Origin of the sequence: Corynebacterium sp. H113, assembly GCF_037572315.1 — a bacterium.
Taxonomy (GTDB): domain Bacteria; phylum Actinomycetota; class Actinomycetes; order Mycobacteriales; family Mycobacteriaceae; genus Corynebacterium.
In genome coordinates this window covers 911,859-936,557 of the sequence record NZ_JBBHKZ010000002.1, presented here as the reverse complement: position 1 = coordinate 936,557, position 24,699 = coordinate 911,859, and the positions used below count along the sequence as shown (strand labels likewise).

Annotated in this window: 26 protein-coding genes; 11 read left to right on the top strand and 15 right to left on the bottom strand. The window is 55.9% G+C overall.

What is annotated here, in order from left to right:
• Nucleotides 1-103: 103 nt before the first annotated feature.
• The 3 genes from hemQ to hemE form a co-directional block, all read right to left on the bottom strand.
• Complete coding sequence (gene hemQ / locus WG938_RS05410) at nucleotides 104-802, bottom strand: hydrogen peroxide-dependent heme synthase (protein ID WP_339978272.1); 699 nt, start codon at nucleotides 800-802, stop codon at nucleotides 104-106.
• A gap of 91 nt (nucleotides 803-893) precedes the next feature.
• Nucleotides 894-2,372 carry a protoporphyrinogen oxidase gene (hemG, locus tag WG938_RS05405; protein ID WP_339978270.1) on the bottom strand — a complete coding sequence of 493 codons (1,479 nt, stop codon included), beginning with the start codon at nucleotides 2,370-2,372 and terminating at the stop codon, nucleotides 894-896.
• A 74-nt stretch (nucleotides 2,373-2,446) separates the two neighbouring features.
• Complete coding sequence (gene hemE, locus WG938_RS05400) at nucleotides 2,447-3,544, bottom strand: uroporphyrinogen decarboxylase (RefSeq protein ID WP_339978268.1); 1,098 nt, start codon at nucleotides 3,542-3,544, stop codon at nucleotides 2,447-2,449.
• A 108-nt stretch (nucleotides 3,545-3,652) separates the two neighbouring features.
• On the opposite strand from hemE, the gene WG938_RS05395 reads away from it, so the two are divergent.
• Together WG938_RS05395 and WG938_RS05390 are read left to right on the top strand one after the other, a co-directional pair.
• Nucleotides 3,653-4,228 carry a DUF3000 domain-containing protein gene (locus tag WG938_RS05395; RefSeq protein WP_339978266.1) on the top strand — a complete coding sequence of 192 codons (576 nt, stop codon included), beginning with the start codon at nucleotides 3,653-3,655 and terminating at the stop codon, nucleotides 4,226-4,228.
• Between the two features lie 10 nt (nucleotides 4,229-4,238).
• Nucleotides 4,239-5,486, top strand: coding sequence for an HRDC domain-containing protein (locus WG938_RS05390; protein ID WP_339978264.1), 1,248 nt, complete (start codon nucleotides 4,239-4,241; stop codon nucleotides 5,484-5,486).
• On the opposite strand, the gene WG938_RS05385 is transcribed toward WG938_RS05390, so the two are convergent.
• The 4 genes from WG938_RS05385 to dut all read right to left on the bottom strand — a co-directional run bounded on the left by WG938_RS05385 (nucleotide 5,464) and on the right by dut (nucleotide 9,010).
• The gene (locus WG938_RS05385) at nucleotides 5,464-6,693 is read right to left on the bottom strand and encodes a class I SAM-dependent RNA methyltransferase (RefSeq protein ID WP_339978262.1); all 1,230 of its coding nucleotides are present in this window, start codon (nucleotides 6,691-6,693) and stop codon (nucleotides 5,464-5,466) included. The genes WG938_RS05390 and WG938_RS05385 overlap by 23 nt on opposite strands.
• Complete coding sequence (locus tag WG938_RS05380; RefSeq protein ID WP_339978260.1) at nucleotides 6,694-7,425, bottom strand: DUF3159 domain-containing protein; 732 nt, start codon at nucleotides 7,423-7,425, stop codon at nucleotides 6,694-6,696. It abuts the gene before it with no gap.
• 107 nt (nucleotides 7,426-7,532) lie between these two features.
• The gene (locus WG938_RS05375; RefSeq protein WP_339978258.1) at nucleotides 7,533-8,396 is read right to left on the bottom strand and encodes a DUF3710 domain-containing protein; all 864 of its coding nucleotides are present in this window, start codon (nucleotides 8,394-8,396) and stop codon (nucleotides 7,533-7,535) included.
• 143 nt (nucleotides 8,397-8,539) lie between these two features.
• Nucleotides 8,540-9,010 (bottom strand): dUTP diphosphatase, encoded by a 471-nt coding sequence (gene dut, locus WG938_RS05370; RefSeq protein ID WP_339978256.1) that lies wholly within the window; start codon nucleotides 9,008-9,010, stop codon nucleotides 8,540-8,542.
• Nucleotides 9,011-9,087: 77 nt separating this feature from the next.
• Between dut and WG938_RS05365 the strand changes: the two genes are divergently transcribed.
• Nucleotides 9,088-9,630, top strand: a complete 543-nt coding sequence (locus tag WG938_RS05365; RefSeq protein ID WP_445228185.1) for a DUF3093 domain-containing protein — start codon at nucleotides 9,088-9,090, stop codon at nucleotides 9,628-9,630.
• A 113-nt stretch (nucleotides 9,631-9,743) separates the two neighbouring features.
• On the opposite strand, the gene WG938_RS05360 is transcribed toward WG938_RS05365, so the two are convergent.
• Complete coding sequence (locus WG938_RS05360) at nucleotides 9,744-10,040, bottom strand: DUF4193 domain-containing protein (RefSeq protein ID WP_339978254.1); 297 nt, start codon at nucleotides 10,038-10,040, stop codon at nucleotides 9,744-9,746.
• A 144-nt stretch (nucleotides 10,041-10,184) separates the two neighbouring features.
• Here WG938_RS05360 and WG938_RS05355 point away from each other — a divergent pair, with 144 nt between their 5' ends.
• Complete coding sequence (locus WG938_RS05355) at nucleotides 10,185-10,784, top strand: LytR C-terminal domain-containing protein (protein ID WP_339978252.1); 600 nt, start codon at nucleotides 10,185-10,187, stop codon at nucleotides 10,782-10,784.
• A 25-nt stretch (nucleotides 10,785-10,809) separates the two neighbouring features.
• Here WG938_RS05355 and WG938_RS05350 read toward each other — a convergent pair whose 3' ends face one another.
• Nucleotides 10,810-11,640 (bottom strand): inositol monophosphatase family protein, encoded by an 831-nt coding sequence (locus WG938_RS05350; protein WP_445292897.1) that lies wholly within the window; start codon nucleotides 11,638-11,640, stop codon nucleotides 10,810-10,812.
• Between the two features lie 98 nt (nucleotides 11,641-11,738).
• Between WG938_RS05350 and ppgK the strand changes: the two genes are divergently transcribed.
• Both ppgK and WG938_RS05340 read left to right on the top strand, forming a co-directional pair.
• Nucleotides 11,739-12,497, top strand: a complete 759-nt coding sequence (gene ppgK, locus WG938_RS05345) for a polyphosphate--glucose phosphotransferase (protein WP_339978248.1) — start codon at nucleotides 11,739-11,741, stop codon at nucleotides 12,495-12,497.
• A gap of 150 nt (nucleotides 12,498-12,647) precedes the next feature.
• Nucleotides 12,648-14,120, top strand: a complete 1,473-nt coding sequence (locus tag WG938_RS05340) for an RNA polymerase sigma factor (RefSeq protein WP_445228184.1) — start codon at nucleotides 12,648-12,650, stop codon at nucleotides 14,118-14,120.
• 101 nt (nucleotides 14,121-14,221) lie between these two features.
• Here WG938_RS05340 and WG938_RS05335 read toward each other — a convergent pair whose 3' ends face one another.
• From WG938_RS05335 to WG938_RS05315, 5 genes are all read right to left on the bottom strand, one after another.
• Nucleotides 14,222-15,505 (bottom strand): DUF418 domain-containing protein, encoded by a 1,284-nt coding sequence (locus WG938_RS05335; protein WP_339978244.1) that lies wholly within the window; start codon nucleotides 15,503-15,505, stop codon nucleotides 14,222-14,224.
• 8 nt (nucleotides 15,506-15,513) lie between these two features.
• Nucleotides 15,514-15,924 (bottom strand): hypothetical protein, encoded by a 411-nt coding sequence (locus WG938_RS05330; protein WP_339978242.1) that lies wholly within the window; start codon nucleotides 15,922-15,924, stop codon nucleotides 15,514-15,516.
• Nucleotides 15,925-16,040: 116 nt separating this feature from the next.
• A complete protein-coding gene (locus WG938_RS05325) occupies nucleotides 16,041-16,592 on the bottom strand; it encodes a hypothetical protein (protein ID WP_339978240.1) in 552 nt (183 codons plus the stop codon).
• A gap of 72 nt (nucleotides 16,593-16,664) precedes the next feature.
• Entirely contained in the window at nucleotides 16,665-18,407 is a 1,743-nt protein-coding gene (locus tag WG938_RS05320; protein WP_339978238.1) for a DEAD/DEAH box helicase, read from the bottom strand.
• Nucleotides 18,404-18,646: a DUF3039 domain-containing protein gene (locus tag WG938_RS05315; RefSeq protein WP_339978236.1), complete on the bottom strand. Its 243-nt coding sequence runs from the start codon at nucleotides 18,644-18,646 to the stop codon at nucleotides 18,404-18,406. Before WG938_RS05315 ends, WG938_RS05320 begins: the two co-directional genes overlap by 4 nt.
• Nucleotides 18,647-18,755: 109 nt before the next feature.
• On the opposite strand from WG938_RS05315, the gene WG938_RS05310 reads away from it, so the two are divergent.
• The 5 genes from WG938_RS05310 to WG938_RS05290 all read left to right on the top strand — a co-directional run bounded on the left by WG938_RS05310 (nucleotide 18,756) and on the right by WG938_RS05290 (nucleotide 23,466).
• Nucleotides 18,756-19,277, top strand: coding sequence for a DUF3099 domain-containing protein (locus WG938_RS05310; protein ID WP_339978234.1), 522 nt, complete (start codon nucleotides 18,756-18,758; stop codon nucleotides 19,275-19,277).
• The gene (locus WG938_RS05305; protein WP_339978232.1) at nucleotides 19,278-20,879 is read left to right on the top strand and encodes a DUF7782 domain-containing protein; all 1,602 of its coding nucleotides are present in this window, start codon (nucleotides 19,278-19,280) and stop codon (nucleotides 20,877-20,879) included.
• On the top strand, nucleotides 20,879-21,313 hold the full coding sequence (gene dtd / locus WG938_RS05300; RefSeq protein ID WP_339978230.1) for a D-aminoacyl-tRNA deacylase: 435 nt from the start codon (nucleotides 20,879-20,881) through the stop codon (nucleotides 21,311-21,313). The genes WG938_RS05305 and dtd overlap by 1 nt, the downstream gene beginning before the upstream one ends.
• 152 nt (nucleotides 21,314-21,465) lie before the next feature.
• Nucleotides 21,466-22,461 carry a sigma-70 family RNA polymerase sigma factor gene (locus WG938_RS05295; protein WP_339978228.1) on the top strand — a complete coding sequence of 332 codons (996 nt, stop codon included), beginning with the start codon at nucleotides 21,466-21,468 and terminating at the stop codon, nucleotides 22,459-22,461.
• Nucleotides 22,462-22,782: 321 nt separating this feature from the next.
• Nucleotides 22,783-23,466 carry a metal-dependent transcriptional regulator gene (locus WG938_RS05290; RefSeq protein WP_339978226.1) on the top strand — a complete coding sequence of 228 codons (684 nt, stop codon included), beginning with the start codon at nucleotides 22,783-22,785 and terminating at the stop codon, nucleotides 23,464-23,466.
• Between the two features lie 29 nt (nucleotides 23,467-23,495).
• Here WG938_RS05290 and WG938_RS05285 read toward each other — a convergent pair whose 3' ends face one another.
• Nucleotides 23,496-24,593, bottom strand: coding sequence for a DUF4192 domain-containing protein (locus WG938_RS05285; RefSeq protein WP_339978225.1), 1,098 nt, complete (start codon nucleotides 24,591-24,593; stop codon nucleotides 23,496-23,498).
• Nucleotides 24,594-24,699 lie beyond the last annotated feature (106 nt).

Below are 24,699 nucleotides of genomic sequence, written 5' to 3'. Positions count from 1 at the left end.
GACAACGCCCACCGAGCGCGCAAAAGCCCGCGAAGCCTAGTTTCTAGGCTAGATCGCGGGCTTTCTCCATCATTGTGCAACGACGAGCGTCATGCACGCACATTTATGGAAGTGCGTTGATGATCTCTGCGATGTCGTCGACGCGGCGTCCTGCGTGGAACGGAATTTCTTCACGGACGTGCAAGCGCGCTTCGGTGTAACGCATCTTCCACATCAAGTCGACAATGCGATCGAGCTCTGGGCCTTCGAACGCGAGAATCCACTCGTAGTCTCCCAATGCGAATGCTGGGACGGTGTTTGCGCGCACATCTGGGTAGTCGCGAGCAGCCTGACCGTGCTCAGACAGAATCTTACGACGCTCCTGTGGATCCAACAGGTACCAGTCATAGGAACGAACGAATGGGTACACGGAAATCCAACGGCCTGGCTCTTCACCCATGATGAATGATGGCAAGTGCGACTTATTGAATTCTGCAGGGCGATGCAGCGCTGCATTGGACCAATGAGCAGTCGATGCCTGTCCGAGTGGGGTTTCACGCAGGAACTTGTTATAGAAGGCCTGGAGATCTTCCATCTTCTCTGCGTGGATCCAGAACATGTAGTCAGCCTCAGCGCGCATTGCTGAGACATCGTAGAAACCGCGAACGATCAAGTCAGCGTCTTCATACTGAGCGAGGAACTCGCGCGTCGCTGCAATAGCTTCTTCGCGGTTGTCTCCCAGCGCACCCGGGGTGACCTTAAAAGTCGACCACATGGTGTAACGGATCGTTTCGTTGAGCTTCTTAAAGTCAAGCTTCGACATGAAGCGGTTTTCCTTTCACAGTGGAAGCTCCCGAAAGTGCCTGTCACAGCAAAATCAGGAGCAACAATCTTCGTTTGCCAGGGTACCCTAATTACGCCACTTCGCGGATGACCTTAGCTGCAGCGTCCTTCGCGTCCGCAATACATGCCGGAATGCCTGGACCGTGGTGCCATGCCCCTGCCACAGCCAGCCGTGGTGTCTCGGCAAGTGCATCGTCTACGAAACGCATGAACTCAGGATGGCCCTTGCCGTAACGAGGCAGCCCTCCCCACCAACGCTGAACAATTACCTCTACTGGTTCGACTGCAAAGCCCGTTGTCGTAGCCAAGTCCTGCTGTGCCTTCGCGACGAGTTCGTCGTCACGCAATCGCACCGTGGAATCATCTCCGAAGCGTCCAAAACTTGCTCGGACTACAGCGCCACCACGCTCACCAATATGTGGCCATTTACGTGACGACAGCGTGAATGCCTTTGCACTCAAGTCTGCATCGGCAGCGACCAGGATGCCATTGATCTGCGGCAACCCCTCGTCAGTGTCGAAGCGCATTGCGACGACTGCAGAGTTGGCAAGGTCAATCGCACCAATGAGTTCAGCAGCGTCAGGTGCGACGTCAGTCAACAGTGTGCCGGTTTGCGGAGCAGGTGCCGCCACCACTACTGCATCGACGTACAGGCTGTCGGCCACGGCTGCCTCATCAGTGCGGATTCGGTAGCCACGGCCGTCTGCAGCAATGGCTGACGGCATCACACCGAGCTTGAGCTCAGGAGCAGCGAGCTCGAGTAGTCGGTTGTAGACGACACGGTATCCGCCACGGAACGTCTTGAAAACAGGCATCGGTTTTGCCGGCTTTGCTTCATCTCCCGACGTTGCGGCTTCCGAACCGACGCGAGGCTGAGCGGCTGCTTTACGCGCATCCAGTACTCGCTGTGCTGCCCCAGTCAATGACACTGGGTCTCCGAGCAGAACCAACTCGTCCAAGGCCTGAGCCAGCTGCGGAACGGTCGCTCGCAAACCTAGGTCGTCAGCGAGGGTTGAATACACTCCACCGATCAAGGGCGACACGACGTGATCTACCACTTCACGTCCCAACCGAGCCTCGACCAATTGGCCTAGATTGCAGTCATCGCCAGGAACCCAGTGCAGAGGTGGAGTTAGAGCTGGGTCGCCTTCCGTGTCAATACGCTTGGCAGTCTCTTCGCTAATCAGCCCGTCGAGCCCATCCGAGGACACTGGCACACCCATCACGGTTGTGCGGGGCATCGACACCAACTGTCCATTGGCATACAGCTTGGATGGCAGAGTCGATGGAAGGACGAATTCGTCGGCAAGTCCGATATCAGTAAAGAAGTCCACGGCGTCCTTCCGGAAACCAAGGAATGCCTCAGCGCCAATATCCAAAGCACCATTGTCAGCATCGACCGTCTTAAGTTTGCCACCGATCTCGGTCGCAGGATCCATGACGACGATTCGCGCCCCAGGGCCTAAACCACGTCGTAGCTGGTACGCCGCGGTTAGACCAGTAAGCCCGGCTCCGAGGACAGCAACGGTCAAAGGATTCGTCATGGACATAGTGAGGTAAACATCTCCTACTGGATGGTGCGAACGAGTTGCCTGGATGTGACCCGGCTAGTGACAGTTCAAGCCTAATGCTGGTGAATGATCTCGACAGCGCGCGTGATGGTCTCAGCGTCAGTATTTGGCAAGACTCCATGACCCAAGTTGAAGATATGTCCCCTTGCGTGACCTGCAGCAATCGCTGCGTCGGCTTCGCCACATACTCGAGCGATTTCATCGTGCAAAACAGATTCGCCAGCAAAGAAGATCGCTGGATCAAGGTTGCCCTGTAGGACACGAGCGCAATCTTCTGTCGACGCACCCGGGTTCGCTGCCAGCAACGCCGACTGAATACGAAACGCAGCCTGATCCAACGGAACACGCCAGTCCACGCCGACTACCTCAGACCCTGCTTCTGCCATTGCACCGAGCAACTCGCCTGTGCCAACACCGAAGTGGATACGTGGAATATTCGCGTCGCCCACTTTTTGAATGATCTGGGTTGAGTATGGCAACACGAAGCGTCGGTAGTCGCGTTCCGTAAGGAAGCCAGCCCACGAATCGAAAAGCTGCAGCGCATCAATACCTGCGTTGATCTGCACGCGCAAGAACTCAATCACGATTGGCGTAATGCTCTCCATCAGCGTGTGCCACAGTTCTGGCTCACCGTGCATAAGAGCCTTCGTGCGTTCATGATTCTTCGATGGTCCACCTTCAACCAAGTACGATGCGAGAGTAAAAGGAGCACCGGCGAAACCGATGAGCACCTGCGTATCCGAAAGCTCATCGAGGATAAGACCGATACCCTCTGCAATCGGTGCCAACTGATCAGCGGTGACCTCAGGCAAACGCTCAATGTCCGACTTGGTGCGGATAGGCTCTGCAACCACCGGGCCACGACCAGGAACAATGTCGAGGTCTACGCCAGCAGCCTTGAGTGGAACCACAATGTCAGAAAACAGAATTGCCGCGTCGACATCATGCCGACGAACTGGCTGCAACGTAATCTCGCTGAGCAAGTCTGGGCGGAAGCACGAATCAAGCATGCCGATGTTCGCACGAATCTCCCGGTACTCCGGAAGGGAACGACCCGCCTGACGCATAAACCACACCGGACGGCGCGAGGGTGCCTTACCAGCAGCGGCATCGAGGAACGGAGCGGATTGAAGAGTACGTCGATTAGTCATAGCCCTATCATGCCGTACTTCTCTATAAATGCGGCATTCCGGGAAGTTTCCACGGGGTATCGGCGCGCCTCCTGTTGACACCGTGACCATACCGCTACATTCTGGTGCGTGACCGTTTCCGAAAATGCACCACAGACCTTCCGTGATGCCGTTGAGAGCATGCACGCAGCACAGCTGCGCGATGAGATCTCCCTCGGCTCCATTCGGCCACCACAGAAGTTAGCTCCATTGAGTTATGCGGTTGGCTTAGAGGTTCTGCATCCTGAAACCGCCATGGTGCCAGAAACCACCGAGGGTGATGCCTTCGGTCGTTTGATTCTGCTGCATGATCCCCGTGCGGAGGAAACGTGGGACGGCGCAATGCGCTTGGTTGCTTACATCCAGGCCGACATGGACGCAGCTGTCGCCGAGGACCCACTTCTTCCTCAAGTGGCATGGGAATGGCTGACCGAAGGCCTTTCCGAAGGAAACGCGGGTTTCACAAACCTTGGTGGCACTGTCACCACAACTAACTCGGTTCGTTACGGCGATATCGGTGGCCCTCCACAGGCATTTCAACTTGAACTGCGCGCCTCCTGGACAGCTGAGGATAATAACCTTGCCCCACATGTCGAGGCTTTCGCGGCTGTGCTGGCCAACATCGCCGGGTTGCCTCCAGTAGGCGTCACCATGTTGGGGCAGTAGCAGTCCGCCTATGTACCCTGTCCTCACTACTCCTGCCGACGGCACCCCACAGGTGCTTACTTCGCCTCGCGACATCGCCGCCGCAGGAGCAGTGTTGGCCAATGGTTACGGCCCACTTGCTGTAGATACCGAACGCGCTTCGGCCTTTCGTTACGACGACCGCGCGTTTCTTCTCCAATTCCGCCGTCAAGGGGCGGGCACCTTTCTCATTGATCCTGAGTCGATTCCGGGGTGCACGGATTGTCTGCCTGCCCAACTGAATGACCTGACGTGGATCATTCACGCCGCCCATTCCGATCTACCGGCGCTCCGCGAGCTGGGTCTGTATCCCGCGAACCTCATCGACACTGAAATTGCAGGTCGACTTGCAGGCTTTCCCAAAGTGGGATTGGCGAGCTTGACCGAAGAGTTGCTGAGTATCAGCTTGGCGAAAGGCCACGGCCAAGAAGACTGGTCTTCTCGCCCACTTCCTTCAGACTGGTTGGACTATGCCGCCCTCGATGTGGAGCTTCTCATCGAATTGGCGAATTCGCTGACCGATGTACTTGTCGAACTCGACCGTTATTCGTGGCTCGTTGAAGAATGTGAAGCGGTTCGTCTCGCCTTCTCGCCAGACTATGTTGTACCTCTTGCCGACGATGACCGGTGGAGGCAACTGCGAGGAGTAGGTAAACTGCGTCGCCCGGAACAGTTGGTCGTCGCAAAGGCCTTGTGGAATCAGCGAGATCAGATCGCGCGACAGCGTGATGTGTCACCGACATCTGTGCTTCCTCATCAAGTGATCATTGCTTTGGCGGAGCATCCAGCACGGACTAAGGGTGACATCATCAAGACTCGTGGTTTTCCGCGTAAACGTCGCGGTGCCGTCGATCAGTGGTTTGCTGTTGTGCAAGATGCGTTGGCCACGCCCAAGCGGCAATGGCCGAGGCAGGTTCGTCAGAAAACAATCGGACGTCCACACCATAAGCACTGGCCCGAGTGCGCGCCACGTGCTCAGCGTTGTTGGGAAGCACTGCAGGCAGCACACCAGAATCTGGCCGACGACCTAGGAATTCGACCAGATACCATTTTCAAGCCGTCAGATCTTCGCGATGTCGCATGGGCTTTCGGGGGCTGTGGCAATAAGCCTGTGCCAACTCATGCCGATGAGGTACGTGAATTGCTAGCAACGTTCAACGCCCGGCCATGGCAAATCGAACTCATGACCGGGCTCATCGCCGAAACAGTTTTGCTGCCTAGGCGTCAGCCGCTGCCGTAAACAAGGCGATGGTTTCGAAGTGGTGCGTTCCAGCGAATGCGTCGACAACTTCGAGGTTGGTCAGCTTGTACCCCTTATCCAGCCAAGCGCGCGCGTCACGGGCAAATGTCGCTGGATCACAGCCGACATGCACCACCCGTGACGGCTTTGCCTCCGCAATAGCGGCGATAGTCTTGACACCTGCGCCAGTGCGCGGTGGATCAAGGACAACATAGTCAACGGCACTGCCACCCGCGCGCTTGTCAGCAGCAAGCGAACCAACCACCGCTTCTACTCGGCCAGTCACGAACCGCACTGGACGTTCCGCGAGAGCCTCCCGGCCAGATTTCGCAGCTGCGCCAAACGATTCGACAGAAACCACTTCACCGTCATTGCCAACCAGATCTGCCAAGACGTTGGCGAAGACGCCGACGCCACCATAGAGGTCCCATGCCCGACCTCCTTCGAGCTCAGGAAGCAGGGACACAATCTGATCAGCGTAGTATTCCACGGCATTGATATGCCCCTGCCAAAAGCCATCAACCGGTACGTCAAAAACCACGCCACGGCACTCGTGCTTGCTGGTCTCGTTTCCTTCGACCACCGTCCGACGCTTAAAGCGCCCCTTCCCGACGACGTGCATCAGATGGCGATTGCCATCCTTATCCAACACCGCGAACAGCTCGCCATCGGCTGGGCATGCTCCGGACTTGTCCAAACCAACCAGCAGCCCTGGCATGTTCTGATTGCAGTTTTCTCCAATGATCAAGTCCTGCGACTTCATTTTCCGAAGTCCCGCGCGACCTTCGCTGTCTACACCTAAGCGCACCCGATTTCGCCATTGTGTCGCCGGAGCCAATGGCGTGACGACGATCTCCGGTACTTCAGACTCCTCGCATTTACCGATTCGTCGTAAGGCATCTGCCAACACGAGGCTTTTGAGCTGAGCTGCACGCTCCGGTGCGATGAAGTCCCAGTCGCAACAGCCAGCGCCAGCGCGTGCGGCTGCGCAGGAAATGTCGGTGCGATCATCGGATGGCTCGATGACAGCAGCTACTTCGCCACGCCACAATTTGGCCGCTGGGTTGTCGATACGGATGGTGACCTTTTCGCCAGGGATACCACCCCGCACGAGCACAATCCGCCCATCGATAGTGGCAATAAACTCTCCACCGTGAGCTGGGCGGTCAATGACCACATCGGTAATAAGTGGTTCTTGCTTGGTCATTTAAACATTGCCTTCCGTGGATCCACTTGGATCCGTCATATGAAGCTGTGAAGTATCAGGGGCGGCCGTATCTGCGCTGTCGTGGTCAGATTCCGAACGACGACGCGCCCTGCGGATTGCCCAGATCGTGATGATGAAAACAATCGCTGTTAGTGGCCAACCCATGAGAATCCTGGCAATGCCCAGCCAGGTGACATCGTCAGCGTTGTAAATCTTGTTCTGGACGAGGAATCGTGCTGCGAAAACAACAGCCCATGCCCCTGTCGCGATTTGATAGCCGACGTAGAGGTTCTTGTCGGAACGCCACGTAGAGTCTCGTCCATTGAGGGATTCCCAGATGTATCCGACAGCCGGTCGACGAATCAGCATCGATAGTAGGAACAATACCGCGGCTACAGCCGAATACCAGATTCCGTAAAGGAAGAAACCTTTGGTATCGCCCATTGCGAAAGCAATAGCAGCGCCAAAAAGGACACCGAAAAGTCCGGACACTGCCGGCTGCAAAGTTTCCTTACGAGCAAGTCGCCACACAAAGATGGCAAACGCCACAGCGACGGCGGCAATCATTGCAGGAATCAATCCCCAGACCGAATTTACGGGGACGAGCACCATCACCGGAAGCGTCGACGAAATGAGGCCGGACACTCCACCCATCTGATCAAGTAGGGTCTGACCGCCCTCTTCTGGCGACTCCACGTCTGCATCGACGTTGTCTTCTACGTTCTCGCTCACGCTTTTCCTATCAAGAAACGATTGCCACGCGATGAATCGCTGTGCAACAAACAAAAAGGCTGCAGAGCCACGTCCCTGGACGTGGATGCAGCTTAGTCGGAAGTGTATTAGCTCTCCTGGGAAGATCCGTCCGGTGCGATACCAGTGGCCCCTGGCACCTGACCAGGAGCTTGTCCTGCCTGGGAAGACTGTGCTTGCTGCTGTGCAGCGTATGCCTGTCGAATCTGTTCTGCCATCGCTGGTGGCAACGTCACTGGCAGTGGCTGGCCTGCAGGCATTGGATTATCACCACGCGATACAAAGCTTCGCGCCATAACACCACGACCAATGTGCGCAAGCTTGTCAGCATGCTCTGCCGGGCCCGACACTGTCATACGAAGCATCCACCGGTAACCATCGGCACCGATGATGCGCATTTCCATGTCGCCATCCGCGGTCTTTGCGACGATCTCGATACCCCACGGACCATCTTCGGTGTCTACTGCCAGACCGTCGTTTTCAAGTCCCGTACGAATCTCGCCGGCAGACTTCTCCCACTGGCCACCGGACGTTGGAGCTGCAAATGCAACAGGAGTAATGCGGCCGAATTCGGTGGCAATGTGCAGCATCGTTGGGCCCTGCGGTCCCATCTCGACCTGAATATCACCCTCATGTGGGATTGCCAGAAGAACCGAACCAAGGTTGACGCTTGCCTTTGCGAAGTCAGAGAAGTCGAACTCTTGCGGGCTAGCGTCCTCCGCATCGAACGGTCCGCCACCAGACTTGGTTACACGAGGAAACTCGTCCACATCAGCACCGTCCACGCCCTGAACAGCGTATGGTGCCCGTGCTTCTTCGTCGCCCAGCGGAGCGGAGGACTCCGCCGCATCGTCGACAACTGGTGCTTCCTTGTCCGCCATCTCTGTTGCGACGGTCGACTCAGCTGCATCGGCGTTGTCAGCGTCGTTCTTGTTCTTGCCAAAAGGCCACATAAAATACTCCTACTTCGGGTCGTACCCTCTCTCACTCAGAGTAACGACAACTGCCCTATATTGCTGGCACACACCAATGAAGACTCGCTAATAGCCATCATTCGGGTGTATCAATCAACGCGGTTTCCTACTGGTCTAGCTATTTACGCGAGCGCATTCTTAATGCCTGTGGAACCATGCCCGCCAGCACCACGCTCTGTTTCGTCGAGGCTGTCTGCTTCAATGAAATCGCATAGCTCTACCTTCTGCACCACGAGCTGGGCAATACGGTCGCCCTTGCCGATGATGATCGGCTCAGCCGGATCCAAGTTGATAAGACACACTTTGATCTCTCCGCGATAACCTGCATCCACGGTTCCTGGAGCGTTCACAATGGATAGCCCCTGTTTGAAAGCAAGGCCGGAACGCGGGTGCACCAGACCAACTGTTCCAGTCGGTAGCGCGATAGCGATACCGGTGCCAACGAGACGACGCTCACCTGGAGCTAATGTCACGTCCTCGATAGACGAAAGATCGACACCTGCATCATCGCTATGTGCGCGCCGTGGAATCACTGCGTCAGGGGTGAGACGCTTCACCAGCACGCTGTCGTATTTTTGTGCCTCAATACTCATGCGAATAACGATACGCAACCTGCTAGCCGAGACATGGCGTTGACTCAGCTATTCGCCAAGCCAGTTAGTATGGATGTGTGACTAAAGAGAGTGAAACTGAGGGAAGCAACCAGCCTGCACGCGCCTTATCGCAGGCTACGGGCGAAATCTACCGTGAACGGTTGTGGGTTCCTTGGTGGTATTGGCTGCTTGGCGTTGCTGGTGTCATCGTATGTACCGCGCAGGTTGCATTTAACCGTGATGTCATCTGGCTCATCGTAGGTGGCGTTATTATCACCGCGGTGGGAGTGTGGATCCTGCTCACCATGTCTAAGACAGTCGTAGCTATCGAACGTGATGCGACTGGCGAACGGTGGCTGCACGCTGGCTCCGCTATTCTGCCTGCGTCAGTTGTATCTCGTTCTTTGGTTGTGCCGAAGTCCGCACAGCGTAATGCGCTTGGCCGTCAGCTTGACCCGGCTGCGTTCCTCGTCACTCACTCGTGGGTGCCGACGATGGTGCTGTTGGTTCTCGACGATGCGGATGATCCGACACCATATTGGCTGGTTTCCACTCGACATCCAGAAAAGGTCCTTGAGCTTTTCCTCGGCAAAAGATTTGAGAACGAAAAGAGCGAGTAAGAGGCGCAACAATTAGCAATCGCCAATGACAAAGCCCCGGAGAAATCTCCGGGGCTTTCCTCATGCGCCACTCACGCGCCTCGTAGAACGAGCAATTGCCGTTTAACGCACGTTTAGGCGCAGTCGCGGCAAATGGGGAACCCATCGCCTGGGTCATGTGCAATCATCTTGCGGTTCATGACCAAGAAGCAAGAGCCACAGGTGAACTCATTTTCCTGAGCAGGGACAACATCGATCTCAAGCTCTTCGCCAGTTAGATCAGCAACTGGAATGTCGAAAGGCTCAACAATTTCACCGTCGTCAGTATCGTCGATTCGCTTTTCCTCCGATGCAGCCTGGAGTCCTTCAAGAGAATCAGTTGTGATGCCATCTTCTTCGCGAGTGCGAGGAGAGTCGTAATCTACAGCCATGTGGTTAGACTTTCTTCCTGGGCGCTGGCCAGCATGTACAGAGGTTTCTCAGCGGATATTAAGGCAAAATTGCCCTGATGTCATCTCCCCAGGTTAAGGGCCATTTTTCGTGCAACTTTTAAATTCACGTTAGAGTTATCCATCATGAGCCGACATGCACGGAAGGATCCTTCCGCAACTTCTCCGATTGTGTACTTCGTAATCGTGATTGCGTTGCTCATTTCCGCGACCGCAGCATGGTTCTTCGCATTCACACGCGATAGCACTGCTATGCCCGTGAACTGCTATCTCCCCGATTCCGGTCCGGTCGTTTCCTCTGCAATGCTGATCGGTGAGAACCCAGCACCACCTTCGAATGTCGGCGTCCGGGTGTTGAACGCCAATGGACAGTCGGGCCAGGCCACAGTTGTTTCAGAAACACTGCAGTCACTGGGGTTTGCCCGCGTGGATGACAATGCTGTTGGAAACGATCCATTGACCCCATCGCAGAACTTGAACTGTCACGGCCAACTGCGCTTCGGCGCGGAATTCAACTCGCATGCCGCCACCTTGCATGCCCTTTTCCCTTGTTTTGAGTTGGTTCACGACGCTCGTACCGAGGGCAACGTCGATGTCGTGCTTGGTAAGGGCTTCAAAACTCTCGATGATTCCGGCCCTGTTCACGCCGTGATGCAACAACTGAACAATGGCGAAGTCGTAGACTCCGCCACTCTGAGTTCCCTAGTGTCCCGAACCTGCGACTAGCCCGCTCCTCAGCAGTATTGCGCGGTCACTCGTGGTCGTCGATAGGCTCCAGCGCACCCATCGCTCCCAGTATCTCGTTAAACTCACCCGCCACACTGTGTGCAGTCGCCACCACAGCGCGCCCATCAGCTGTGCTGCTTCCTGGAGCGGGAAGCGTAACGACGGCCCCCGCCTCTATAGCAATAACCGCCCCCGCGGCGTAGTCCCACAGGTTCAAACCGTGTTCCAGGTAGCAATCCAACTGCCCGTCCGCCAGCATGCATAGGTCGAGTGCGGCAGATCCCATCCGGCGAATGTCACGCACGTGACCCAACAACTCTGTGACTAGAAGCCCCTGTTTGCGACGTCGTTGTGCATCGTAACTAAATCCGGTAGCCAGCAAGCTGACGTCCAGTCCAGCCGGTCGCGAGCACTCAATAGGCCTACTCCGGCCGTCAGCTTCGGTGACTGCTGCACCTTGCGCAGCTGCTGCGTGATAGACGCGGTTGTGTGGGATGTCTGCGACAGCGCCAGCCACAAGCCTGCCATCCACTTCGCATCCCACGCTCACGGCATACGCGGGCACTCCGTAGAGGAAGTTCACGGTCCCATCGATCGGATCAACTAACCACCGCACCGTGCCAGGTCGTACTTCCTCACCACCACCCTGTTCTTCACCAAGCACAGCATCGTCGGGGCGCTGCGTTGCGACGAGATGCCTGATGAGCTCCTCCGATTCCTTATCCACGACCGTCACGGGATCGACGTCAGACGACTTGGTTTCCGTCTGCGAGTCCAAATCCAGGCCCAGTTCGACACGACGTCGCCGGACATGGGCGGCGGCAGTCGTCGCTAAGAAACAGGCGAATTGGCGCAGTTCATCGAGCTGAGCAGGGTCCAGGGTAATGGGACCGTCGAGAAGTTCGTTGTGGAGGTTCATAAGCCTATTGTGGCTTGTTTCGTACAATCGGGGCCATGGGACGAAACATTGGTTTTGGCGTAGATGTCGGTGGTTCCGGCATCAAGGGCGGAATTGTTGATCTCGATACTGGTGAGCTAGTTGGTGAACGCATCAAACTGCTCACACCCAAGCCTGCAACTCCGCAGGCTGTTGCGGAGACAATTGTGAAGGTTGTCGACAAAGCTGAGTGGTCTGGCCCGATTGGTATCACGGTACCGTCGGTGGTTCGCAATCAGACGGCTCTATTGGCCGCGAATATTGACCCAAGTTGGGTAAATACGGATTGCCAGGAACTATTCTCCGCCGTTTTCGGGCCTGACCGATCAGTCCATGTGTTGAACGATGCCGATGCAGCAGGCCTCGCTGAAGTTCAGTACGGCCATCCAGAGGCTCGGCAGGGCGCAGTCATCCTGCTCACTTTTGGCACCGGGATTGGCGCAGCTCTTCTTAACGACGGTGCGTTATACCCCAACGCCGAACTTGGCCACCTCGTCATTGACGGGCAGGAGGCGGAGCATTTTGCTTCTGCTCGTGTCAAGGAAGTAGAGGGGCTTTCCTTCGAGGAATGGGTACCTCGTGTATCCAAGGTCTTGCGCACGTACGAAGCATTGTTCTGGCCACAGCTCTTTATCGTCGGTGGCGGCATTTCGCGCGAACACGAAAAATGGGTTCCGAACTTGGATTGCCGAACACCAGTGATTCCAGCAAAACTCCACAACAACGCAGGAATTGCGGGTGCAGCGCTGGCCGCCCACCGGGGTTTATTGCCGTAACCAATACGGTGTGATTGCGCGGTACTTTCGCACTTTGGGTTACACTGGGGAGTTGATTCACGGACGGTTGAATTAATCGGCCTCCGGCGCAGGTTCAATATGAACACTTTGTGCCTCTCCTCGCAACCGGAATTCCGTGGCAAGTAACTGATGGCAAGACCTATTCGTGAAAGGGAGTTCGTGGCAGGCAACGAACCGGATCAGCCAAACGGTCAAAGCACCGCTGGTGGCGCAGCCGACTCCTCGGCCCCCGCCAAGACGGCTGTGAAAAAGGCCATTAAAAAGGCAGTGAAAAAGTCCGCAGTGAAGAAAACTGCTGCGAAAAAGACCGCTGCAAAGAAGACGGCTGCGAAAAAGACCACCGCTAAGAAGACAGCTGCGAAGAAAACTGCGGCTAAAAAGTCGACGGCGAAGAAGGCAACCGCTAAGAAGGCTGCCAGCTCCAAGGCTGCAGCTTCAAAGTCGGCTGCGGAGGCAACCAGCGCTAAGGCGAAGGATGCCCAAGCAATCGAAGCTACCGATGACGAGGAGCTGGAGGACGCGGACCTCGAAACTGACTTCGATCCCGAACTCGACGAAGGCGAAGACGATGTCGATGATGTCGACGACGTTGCTGATGACGATTCGGATGAGGTCGACGAGGTATGGGACGAGGACGAGTCCGCAGCGCTGCGCCAGGCACGTAAAGATGCCGAGCTCACCGCCTCAGCCGACTCCGTTCGTGCATATCTGAAGCAGATCGGTAAGGTCGCGCTGCTCACGGCAGAGGAAGAAGTTTCTCTGGCGAAGCGCATCGAGGCCGGCTTGTACGCGCAGTACAAGATCGACGAGGCTAAGGCTGCTGGCCAGCGTCTTCCCCACGCTCAGCGTCGCGATCTCCGTGATATTTCTCGCGATGGTCAGCGAGCGAAGAATCACCTGCTCGAAGCTAACCTTCGATTGGTTGTGTCACTGGCTAAGCGCTATACCGGCCGTGGCATGGCGTTCTTGGACTTGATCCAGGAAGGCAACCTTGGTCTGATTCGTGCCGTCGAAAAGTTCGACTACACGAAGGGCTACAAATTCTCCACGTATGCAACGTGGTGGATTCGTCAGGCTATTACCCGTGCGATGGCTGACCAGGCTCGTACCATTCGTATTCCGGTACATATGGTCGAAGTCATCAACAAGCTGGGTCGTATTCAGCGAGAGCTTCTGCAGGACCTTGGTCGTGAACCTACGCCTGAAGAGTTGGCCAAGGAAATGGACATCACCGAGGAGAAGGTGCTGGAGATCCAGCAGTACGCTCGGGAGCCAATTTCTCTGGACCAGACCATTGGTGACGAAGGCGATTCCCAGCTCGGTGACTTCATCGAAGACTCTGAGGCTGTCATTGCTGTAGATGCTGTTAGCTTCACTTTGCTGCAGGATCAGCTGGGCGATGTTCTCGAAACCCTGTCCGAGCGTGAAGCTGGTGTCGTACGCCTTCGCTTCGGTCTTACCGACGGTATGCCCCGTACTTTGGACGAGATCGGCCAGGTGTACGGAGTCACTCGTGAGCGTATTCGCCAGATCGAATCGAAGACGATGTCGAAGCTGCGTCACCCATCTCGATCCCAGGTGTTGCGCGACTACCTCGAGTAGCGACTACCCCTGTTCTTGCCATACAGAATCGATGTCAATGGCCTCCCCTGGTTATCCAGGTGGAGGCCATTGCTGTTGGATTGATTAGCTTTGTGGGCCTGCTAGTTGGTCTTGTTTTCGCCACGACCATAGGTGAGACGCCTATGTAGTGCCTCAAATGGCCCTGGTTTGTCCAGCTTTGCCAGAATGTAAGCGAACACCAGCGTGGCTACCCACACGCCCGTGGCAGACAGCGAAACTTGCGTGAGCGACGCGTTAGCAAAGATATCTGCACCCCAAGCGGAAGCAAGTGGAAGCAGCAGGATGCTTTGGCCAACGTAACCTGTCATCGACCTTTGCCCGAGGGCCTGCAGCATATCCAGTGGGAACGGAGCCTTAACGACGATGCCCTGATTCGCTCCCGCCTTCACCCGGCGTTGAATAGGAATCAGGAGCAACGCAATAGCAGCGATAATGCCAGGGCCTGCAAGCACGCCAGCCAGGTCACTGATCATTGACCAGGTTCCGGGTAATCCCGCTACCCCGTCGGGGATTTTTGATAGGCCAGACGGAATACCCGTAGCCACCGCCGCAATCACGCCGATCGCTGCGACGACAGATAAGAGTGGGATGTGCTGTTCGGCATTCTGCAGAATCTGCTGACGCGCTGCGACCAGTCCCACAATCATGAGCGGGAAGATCATCAGGCCAGCCATCATCGCGGTGAAAGGCGACGTCAACGCAATAACGAAACCCATCAATACCTGTCCGGTGAGATAGCTGGCGGGATCGCCGAAAGGCATTGCACCCGCATCACTAGCCATCGGATTCATTGTCTCCGAAAAACTCATCAGCCAGCTTGTCATCATATGTAAGCCGATAGCACTAATGATGTTGAGTACAGCCAAAATGCCGGCTACCCATAGCAAGACTTTGTCTCGCAGGGGTACCAACAGAATGAGGAGCATGCCAAGCAAAGCGTACGTCAACAGAATGTCCCCGAAGAAGAGGAAAAGTGTATGAACGACGCCAAAAAGGGCAAGCCACCCATAGCGCTTGAGCATGAGCTTTCGGCACTCCGGCCATGGCGTACCCCTCCGGCTTTCACGCATTGCCAACATGCCAAGACCAAAGCCAAAGAGTGTGGCAAACATTGGGAGGCCGCGACGATGCACGAGGACGTCGTTTAGCACCGCAACAATGCGATCTGGTCCTTCCAGAGGCTCGGTCGTAGGTCCGGTTGAGCCATAGAGCCACCACGCAGTTGTTGCGTTGGCGACAACAATTCCAAGAAGCATCAGTCCCCTGGCGATGTCTGGCGACAGAATGCGTTCTTTGGTGGTCGTATGGTGGAACTCCTGTTGTACAGGCGTGTTTGGTGGTACAACCGGAGGGTACGTAGTCATGGTGTCACTTACTTCGTTCCTAGTTCGTCGCTGAGGCATTTCTGGTACTCAGCGGTTGTCTTGTCGATGTGTTCGCAGGCGTCAATAGCGTTCTGCGCCACAAAATAAATTGCGAGATTAATAGCGATGGCAATTGCACCTGTGAAGACACCGATGAGGCCAAGCCCGAAAGCACCGCCAGTGCGCGCTTCCCGGCCAGCGGCCGTCACGCGCTTCTTGGCACCGAGTGACTTGACGATGGCTGTGATGCCGAGAACGAACGCTACGATTCCAAAAACCGATCCCATGATCGGAACCCACGAAAACAGCAAGGCACCGATACCGAGAATCAGTGAAGACAGCCCCAGGGTTCTACCAACGCCAGCACCATCAATGCCGTCTTTTCCGTAGGTGTTTTCGCGCGTTGCATTGTTTGCCATGTGAGACCTTTCAAGTGCAGGCTGAGCTGCGTTTATCAAAACAAAACCGGATACCTTTGGCTGCACAAAGACAGGTACAGAGGTATCCGGTATTCATACTGTCAACTCTAGTTGACTTAGTTGACGCCAAACTTTTCGTTAATGGAGTCTTGAATGCACTCTTGCATCAGTTCTGGATCGTTTTGGTACTGATTACACTGTTCAACCGCTCCAAATACAGAGCCAAAGATGGCCGTCATGAAGAACGCACCGATAATTGCGAGTACTGCCAACACGATGGCGAACACGCTCATGACAGTGGTGCCGGTGGTTTGAAGCCCCAGCTTACGAGCCTTTGATCCTTTCACCAGCGCCACTACAGCCAGAATCAGGGCGATGAGGCCTGCGAAACCTCCAATGACAAAAAGGCTGGTCAACAGCGCAATGATGCCCATGATGAGAGCCGCAATTGCCCAGCCCATGCCTGTACTTGCGACCGAAGGTGGTGGTGTTCCGTAGCCTTGGGCGTACGAAGCGCCTGCATAGCCCTGTGGCCCCTGAGCCTGGCTGCCGGGCTCCTGGTTAAAGGAACCTCCTGCTTGTTGATTGGCGCCGTACTGAGCACCAGAGTTATCGTCGCCGAAGGGGTCGTAGCCGCCTGTGTATCCCGAATTTGGTGAATTCGTCATACATCCGACACTACAAGCAAACACTAATATTTTCGTCTTTAACTAATGAATGTCAGCGATGATCGAGAGCCATTACCAACGGCGCAAATACGCGATTCGGTCTCGTAGTTGCTCCGCTGAGCACAGCGCTGTTGGCGGGCCTCCGCAATTGCGTCGCACTTCATTGTGAATCTGGCCATGTGGTCGGCCAGTTCGCGCAGCGGTCATTGACACCAAGGTGTTAAGTTCCTTGCGCAGCTTCGGCAATTCCTCACTAGCCACACGCTGTGGGCGTGGGTAGGCAGTCCCTTCAATCTGCGTGGGGCCATTGCTTTGCGACGATTCGTCGTCACGCAATTCCCCCTGCGAACGGTGCTCCTTTTCCCGTTCGGAGGCAGCCTTGAGCTGCTCCTCCTGCCGTTGCTGCAACAGGGTGCGCATGGATTCGGCATCGAGGAGGCCAGGTAAGCCGAGGTATTCTTGCTCTTCAGCGGAGCCGGCAATGGTTGCGGTGCCGTAGGATGATCCGTCGTAAATCAAATAGTCGAGCTCAGCGTCTGCGCCTATAGATTCGTAGGCAGGGAGATCGTCCGGTTCGTTTTGCTGACGGTTCGCTTCGGCGACGAGATCGTCTTCCCAGCCTTCACTTGGGCGATGCGGCTCTCCCAGAACGTGGTTGCGTTCCACTTCCATTTGAGATGCCAAGTCGAGCAGCACAGGAATACTGGGCAAAAACACAGACGCGGTTTCCCCTGGTCGACGTGAGCGTACAAATCGACCGATGGCCTGCGCGAAGAAGAGCGGAGTAGACGAACTTGTCGCATACACGCCAACAGCGAGACGAGGCACGTCCACGCCTTCAGACACCATGCGGACAGCAACCATCCATTCGTCGGTCGAGTCTGAAAACTCTTTAATGCGATCCGACGAGCCAGGTTCATCCGACAAAATCAGCGACACCGGCGTTGACGACACTTGTTCCAGCATCCGCTTATACGCACGAGCCGTAGTCGCATCGGTAGCAATCACCAATCCACCAGCGTCGGGAATGTGTTGGCGCATTTGCATCAAACGACGATGTGCGGCATTCAAGACAGATGGCATCCAGTCGCCGTTCGGATCGAGCGCCGTGCGCCACGCGCGAGTCGTTTCCTCTGGACTCATAATCGTGCCCAGCCGAGCAGCGAACTCCTCACCTGCCGAGTCACGCCACCTGGCTTCTCCCGAGTACGCCAAAAACACAACGGGCCTAACGACGCCGTCGTTAAGCGCATCCGAATACCCGTACGTGTGATCGGCGACGGACTTCAGATGCCCCTCGCCGTCGTCGGCGTAGCGGACGAATGGGATGGCGGCATCGTCAGAACGGAAAGGAGTACCAGTCAGGCACAACCTGCGGGTAGCGTCGCCGTACGCTTCAGCGATACCGTCTCCCCAGCTCTTGGCATCGCCACCATGGTGTACCTCATCGAGAATGACGAGGCTACGTCCGGCAGTCGTGATGGCGTAATGCTTCGTGGGGTGCACAGCGACCTGCGCATAGGTCACCACAATTCCGTTATAGGAACGGTTAAATACGCCCCGCGAGTTGGAGAAATTCGGATCGAGCGCGATCCCGTTCCTCGCGGCAGACGCAGCCCACTGCACCTTCAGGTGCTCGGTAGGCACGACAACGATAATCCTGTCGACGACTCGACGGGACAGCAGCTCGGAAGCAAGACGAAGCGCGAAAGTCGTCTTACCAGCACCTGGCGTTGCCACCGCAAGGAAGTCCTTGGGGTTGGTGGCAAGATACTTATCTAGTGCTTCCTGCTGCCATTTACGAAGCCCACTCACTTGCGACGCAGCGACTTATAGATTCGCTCGCAGTCTGGGCATACCGGCGATCCAGGCTTAGCTGACTTTCGTACCGGGAACGTCTCACCGCACAAGGCGACGACCATGGCGCCCGAAATGGCAGAATCCACGATTTTGTCCTTCTTTACGTAGTGGAAGAACTTCGGGGTGTCGTCACGCTGTTCGGTCCGTTCATCGGTCCGTTCGATAGTTTTCGTTGTCTTCAATGGCGTGCTCACAGCAATCGATTGTGCACTATTGAGACACCAATGTGGGCAACCGCCCCCGAACTTCTCCCCGATTGTGGGCAACATGCACAGAGAATAGCCCTGGGCGTATTGTCAAGACATGGCCACATTGCGAGGAATCAAACGAAAGCGGGACGTCGCTCTTATTACCGACGCCAGCAGTTCGAGAATTCGCAACTACAACTACCGACGACACACCTACGCGGTCTTGCAATGGTCCCGTATTCCGCTGCTACTTGCCTGCGGTGCCGTCATTATGTGGACCGATTTGAAGTGGCTGGCCGCAATCCTGCTGGTTGTTTCCGTTCCGATGCCGTGGATCGCCGTTGTCATCGCCAACGGTGTTGGTGAGCCGGAGGACAAGCGCGCTCCACGCGTATACAAACCCGGCGTAGCAAGGCAAGAGCAGCGTGAATGGGAAAGACAACAGGTTGCCCTTCACGATGAAAAGAGCAAGCAACGTGCTCTGCCTACGGTGATTTCTCACGACGATGGCGAGGTGCACGACAACGACAGCACACCGCCAGACGATGATGCTTCGCCGACCTCCCCTAACGATGCACCTGATGACACCCGTACCACTGAGCCTGTCGTAATCGACATGCCCGAAGATTTGGATTAGATGACTCCACCTGCCTTAACTCCGACGCCTGCACGTCCACCCCATGTCGCACCCAGTGATGAGCAGCTTCATTCGTTCCTTGATCACGCTGCTGCTCTGGCTGAAGCCCTTCGTTCTCACGATTACTCAGTCGCCGGCATCGAGGCTTTGCTCGGCACCGAGGGAATGGCTGCTCTCGACCGTGGCGAACCTGAAGCAATCAGCCTTACGCTCGATGTCGCTGCAAACTCCACTGTCGCGGCTCCGCTAATTTCACTTGTTCGTGCGCTTATCATTGGTGATCCCGCGGATCTGACTTCCGCACTCGATGCCGAACTTCTTTCAGCGTGCGCATCATGTGGTGTTCTCCGTGCCGACGATGCCTACAACTACTACGCAACCATCGATATCCGCCCGGTGGTTATCAATGACATCGAACGCATTGTGTTTTCTGACCGCGATGCGTCCATGCGAGACATCGTGCCGGGCCCTAATCATGTGTTGGGTGTTGGTCGCGCCTCTCGTTCACTGCTAGACATCACTCCGTCTGATCCAGTCGGCTCGGTTCTCGACCTCGGTGGCGGTTGTGGCGTGCAGGCTCTCGGCCAACCTGAGGCGTCCTCAATTACGGTCACAGATATTCATCCACGCGCGAATCTCTTCGCTCGCGCTACGCTCGCTGCCGCGAACCTTAAACAAGCTGACGTCATCGAGGGTTCCTGGTTCGAGCCAGTGGCCGGGCGCACTTTTGACCGTGTCGTCGCAAATCCACCGTTTGTTGTGGGCATGCCGAAAGTCGACCTTGTCTACCGTGATTCCGGATTGAACCTCGATGGCGCTACGGAACTCGTTCTGTCCAATGTTGCAGACCATTTGACACTCGGCGGAACAGCTCACCTTCTTGGGGCTTGGGCTCATGTGGACGGCGAATCGTGGCAACAACGAATCGCGTCATGGCTACCTGATCACGGGGTCGAAGCATGGATCGTGCAACGCGATCTCGTCGACCCCGCCACCTACGTCGGCACCTGGCTTCGCGACGAATCCATCGATCCACGAAGCCATGAAGGTCGAGCAAAGACTCGAGACTGGCTCACTCACTTCGCGACGAGTGGTGTGGCAGGCATCGGATTCGGATACATCACTTTGCAGCGTATTGACGCTCCGTCGTCAATTGTTTGTGAGGAAATGCCCCAGGCGCTCGCTGGACCGTTCGCTGCTGAGGCACGTGAATACCTGCTCCGCGCGGAATGGCTGCGCGATAAGACAGCTGACGACATTCTTGCGACTGGTTTTGCAGTACGCCCAGGAGTCGCAATCGAGAATGTCTCGGTGACGGATCTGGAATTCGGCCAAGGGTTCACGCCTGCAGCACTGCGAGTCACACGAACAGATGGCCCCCGCTGGAGTCACGATATTGATGAGGCGGTGCACAGGGTTCTCTCTGCGCTGATGCCCGAGGCTTCCCTAGCCACCACCATCGATGTCATGGCCATGCTGGGAGCAATCGACGAGAGCCTTGCTGACGAAGTCAAAGAGGGCATGGTCCCTGTCATTGTTGATCTCATGCGCCATGGCATCGTGTTGCCAGCAGACCTACTTTCCGATGAAGGAGACGACTAGTGAAAGCCGTATTGACTCGTGTGACCTCAGCCAGTGTCACCGTTGATGGAGAAGTCGTCGGCGCTATCGATTGCCCTGACACTGGAGGCCTACTCGCACTCGTTGGGGTCGGTCGCGACGATGCCCCTGAGGCCTGGGAGACGATGGTCCGCAAGATCGCTGAACTGCGCATTCTCGACGGCGAAGCGTCTGTCGAGGATGCTGGTGCCCCGGTTCTCGTCGTAAGTCAGTTCACGTTGATGGGTGCGACGAAGAAGGGACGCCGTCCATCGTGGACGGAGGCAGCACCTGGAGACATTGCTGAACCGGTTGTCGACAAAATCGTGGAGGGACTACGCAACCGCGGTATCCAAGTTGCGACTGGTTCGTTTGGTGCAATGATGAAAGTAGCTTCGGTAAACGATGGACCTTTCACTGTGCTTGTCGAGTGTTAGCGATTCACTGCTGCAAGGCTAACTTTCCGGTAACAAAGCACTAACTTCCGTCGCTTTTTGTCGGTTCTTGAACTAATTTTCATAAGTGGGAACAAATGTGAGCGCGATCGCGTTGTACATTGTGAACGTCGACATCTAGGAGGCTCAATTCCATGACGAGTGCCGATATCCGAAATGACGAGCAAAGCGATCAGGCTCCCGCCAAAGATCGTGGACGCAGAAGCGGAAATAATAATAATCCTTCAGCAGACTTGGTTCGTGTCTATCTGAACGGTATCGGCAAGACGGCTCTTCTCTCGGCAGAAGAAGAAGTCGAGCTCTCAAAGCGAATTGAAGCTGGTGTTTACGCAGAGCACCTTCTGAACTCTGGTGCAAAGATGACTCGGGCTATGAAGCGCGATGTCAAGATCATTGCAAAGGAAGGCAAGGCAGCTCGCGCCCACTTGCTGGAAGCAAACCTCCGCTTGGTCGTATCGCTGGCTAAGCGCTACACCGGTCGCGGGATGCCATTGCTTGATCTCATCCAAGAAGGCAACCTTGGTCTCATCCGCGCGATGGAAAAGTTCGACTACACCAAGGGCTTCAAGTTCTCCACGTACGCAACGTGGTGGATTCGCCAAGCGATTACTCGTGGCATGGCAGACCAGTCCCGCACTATTCGCCTTCCAGTCCACTTGGTAGAGCAGGTCAACAAGATTTCGCGGATTAAGCGTGAGCTGTATCAGCAGCTTGGCCGTGAGGCTACAAATGATGAGTTGGCAGAGGAATCGGGCATTCCAGAAGCAAAGATTGAAATGTTGCTGCGTCAGTCCCGTGACCCAGTGAGCTTGGACATGCCAGTCGGTACTGATGAAGAAGCACCTTTGGGTGACTTCATCGAAGACTCTGAGGCTACGGATGCCGAGGAAGCTGTTGTGGCTTCGCTCCGCCACCACGATGTCCGTAAGGTGCTGTCCACACTGGAGATCCGCGAGCAGGAAGTAATTAAGCTTCGATACGGTCTCGATGATGGTTTGCCACGCACGTTGGATCAGATTGGGCGCCACTTCGGACTATCGCGCGAGCGCGTGCGACAGATCGAACGTGAAGTCATGGCAAAACTGCGCGACGGTGAACGCGCTGCCAAGCTCCGCGAGTACGCACGCTAGTAACGCACCTGACTAGGCGCTTAGCCTGATCATCCGGTTCAGTTATTCCCTCTGGGAACACACGAACCGGATTTTTCGTTGAATGGGCCGTGGTACCCAGCACCTGTTGCACCTGTTATGTGGTGTCACCAGCAATCGGCGGTCTTTTTGGTTACCCTATAGATAGTTGTCAGATTGTTTCGCGTCTTCTCTTGTTGAGTATTCAGTTTTGAATATTCATTGAGGCGCCTCGCAGTCTCATGTTCCTATGCCAACGCACATTTGGTAAGCGTTGGTAAGCGTAGGCACAAGTTTTCAGTTCATTACCGCACGGAGGACAGTGTGAGGGATCTCGTCGATACCACGGAGATGTACTTGCGTACCATCTTTGAGCTCGAAGAAGAAGGCATCGTTCCGCTGCGTGCCCGTATTGCTGAACGACTCGAGCAGTCTGGCCCTACCGTGAGCCAGACGGTTGCTCGCATGGAGCGAGATGGCTTGCTCACCGTCGCGCCTGACCGCAGCCTGCAGCTTTCCGACACTGGTCGTGCCCTAGCAACAGCGGTCATGCGCAAGCACCGTCTTGCCGAATGTTTGTTGACTGAGGTCATTGGCCTGGAATGGGACAAGGTCCACGACGAAGCGTGCCGCTGGGAACATGTCATGAGTGACGAGGTTGAGGAGCGACTCCTTAAGGTGCTCGGCGACTACACACGCTCACCTTTTGGCAACCCCATCCCTGGACTCGATACCCTAGGTGCCCCAAAGTCTCCACAGCCCATCGAGAATCAGGTTCGCCTGTCTGAATTACCTAGCGGCGGCCCCTACACGGTGACGGTCATCCAGATCAACGAGATCCTGCAGGTTGAACCGACATACATGAAGCGTCTGCACACTGCGGGCATCATGCCGGGTGCCGATGCCGAGGTTGAAGTCCATCACGGCCGTGTAACCATGTCCCGTGGTGGTCACTCCCTCGACATCCCAGATATTCTGTCGCACGCTGTCATGGTGATTCAGAAGTAACCACGACAGTAACCACCACGCGTTCGCTCTTACGCTGCGTCGCGGTGGTCGAACACCGAATCCACAACAGATTCTGCAGTCTCCACCATCGTTTGCAGTGCATCCCCCATGATGTGCGCGAACAGTGCTTGTTCGAGAAGCCTCGTCAAGGAGTGTTCGGGGTCAGTTTCCATTGCGACGAATAGCGCTGCCTGTGCAATCAGTGACATGCCAGCGTGAAACCTATCTAAGGCATAGCAGGCCAACGCATTCGCGCGGGCTGTTCCAGCAAACACCCGGGCGCACTGCAACCACACGTCCCGAGCTGTATCCGCAGTGTCATCGGCCAAGGCAGTCAGCGTCATGTCGCGCAAGATGACATTGTCGAGGCAACGAGCAATCACTCGCAGGCTTGCCTCATCGTCAAATACCTGATCGAGAGATCGAGTGCCTGACCGAATCTCGTCGATAAGCTCTTGCCATTCGGTGAAGAAGACCGCAAGAGTCTGATTATGCTTCCCCAATCGCAACCGAGTTGGGCGACGGACATCAGCCCGAGCAAGCTGCAACGCGCGTGCCGCGAGCTCACGACGTGGCACGGTATCCTCAGCAAACCGATCCAGTACCTCATCGATGCTCGGGGCAATAGTTTCGCCTGCTCGGGTGTATTCCAATGCTGACGGGCTCACTGACACGCAACCGACTTCGCCAATGGCGTTGCCATCGCGATCTGTGACGAGTTCTCCCTGGTACAGCTCCTGAACTCCGTAGTAGCCAGCGACCGAAATATCATGCGGGTGAAAGATATCGTCGAGGGTTTCCTTGTCTGGAGCAACCCCCATTGCCCCTCCCCATCCGTCTTCAACCACAAAGATATCCACCCGATTGTGCCCTTCACGACTCAGCGTGACAGCGACGTCAATGAGATGATCGACCAACGATTCGTCACCACACAGCGGTCGTACCAGTAACGGACCTGGCCGCAAATGTTCGGTCACCGATTCTGGGCCTGCGACAACTTCCCACGTCGATCCGAAAACGAGAATCTCGCCTGCCGGATAGTAACCAATCAGTCCTGGAATATTCGTCAAAAATGCAATTGGATCAGTGATATCGAAAGGTAGCGTTCGCAACGACGCTTGTGTCATGGTTCCCCCAGATCTCTCCGCACGATTCCTCTGTTGGAACCGTGTGCGTGACGACGAGCCGCCGTCGAGAAGCAGTCTCCCAAGACCTGACCAACAACGATGGCTC

Coding starts and splice junctions, on each gene's coding strand:
- WG938_RS05340 (WP_445228184.1), top strand. CDS start 12,648: ATGGCAAGACCTATTCGTGAAAGGGAGTTCGTGGCAGGCAACGAACCG.
- WG938_RS05385 (WP_339978262.1), bottom strand. CDS start 6,693: ATGACCAAGCAAGAACCACTTATTACCGATGTGGTCATTGACCGCCCA.
- WG938_RS05355 (WP_339978252.1), top strand. CDS start 10,185: ATGAGCCGACATGCACGGAAGGATCCTTCCGCAACTTCTCCGATTGTG.
- dut (WP_339978256.1), bottom strand. CDS start 9,010: ATGAGTATTGAGGCACAAAAATACGACAGCGTGCTGGTGAAGCGTCTC.
- WG938_RS05295 (WP_339978228.1), top strand. CDS start 21,466: ATGACGAGTGCCGATATCCGAAATGACGAGCAAAGCGATCAGGCTCCC.
- WG938_RS05305 (WP_339978232.1), top strand. CDS start 19,278: ATGACTCCACCTGCCTTAACTCCGACGCCTGCACGTCCACCCCATGTC.
- hemQ (WP_339978272.1), bottom strand. CDS start 802: ATGTCGAAGCTTGACTTTAAGAAGCTCAACGAAACGATCCGTTACACC.
- WG938_RS05390 (WP_339978264.1), top strand. CDS start 4,239: ATGTACCCTGTCCTCACTACTCCTGCCGACGGCACCCCACAGGTGCTT.
- WG938_RS05360 (WP_339978254.1), bottom strand. CDS start 10,040: ATGGCTGTAGATTACGACTCTCCTCGCACTCGCGAAGAAGATGGCATC.
- hemE (WP_339978268.1), bottom strand. CDS start 3,544: ATGACTAATCGACGTACTCTTCAATCCGCTCCGTTCCTCGATGCCGCT.
- WG938_RS05330 (WP_339978242.1), bottom strand. CDS start 15,924: ATGGCAAACAATGCAACGCGCGAAAACACCTACGGAAAAGACGGCATT.
- WG938_RS05375 (WP_339978258.1), bottom strand. CDS start 8,396: ATGTGGCCTTTTGGCAAGAACAAGAACGACGCTGACAACGCCGATGCA.
- WG938_RS05325 (WP_339978240.1), bottom strand. CDS start 16,592: ATGACGAATTCACCAAATTCGGGATACACAGGCGGCTACGACCCCTTC.
- WG938_RS05310 (WP_339978234.1), top strand. CDS start 18,756: ATGGCCACATTGCGAGGAATCAAACGAAAGCGGGACGTCGCTCTTATT.
- ppgK (WP_339978248.1), top strand. CDS start 11,739: ATGGGACGAAACATTGGTTTTGGCGTAGATGTCGGTGGTTCCGGCATC.
- hemG (WP_339978270.1), bottom strand. CDS start 2,372: ATGTCCATGACGAATCCTTTGACCGTTGCTGTCCTCGGAGCCGGGCTT.
- WG938_RS05335 (WP_339978244.1), bottom strand. CDS start 15,505: ATGACTACGTACCCTCCGGTTGTACCACCAAACACGCCTGTACAACAG.
- WG938_RS05285 (WP_339978225.1), bottom strand. CDS start 24,593: ATGACACAAGCGTCGTTGCGAACGCTACCTTTCGATATCACTGATCCA.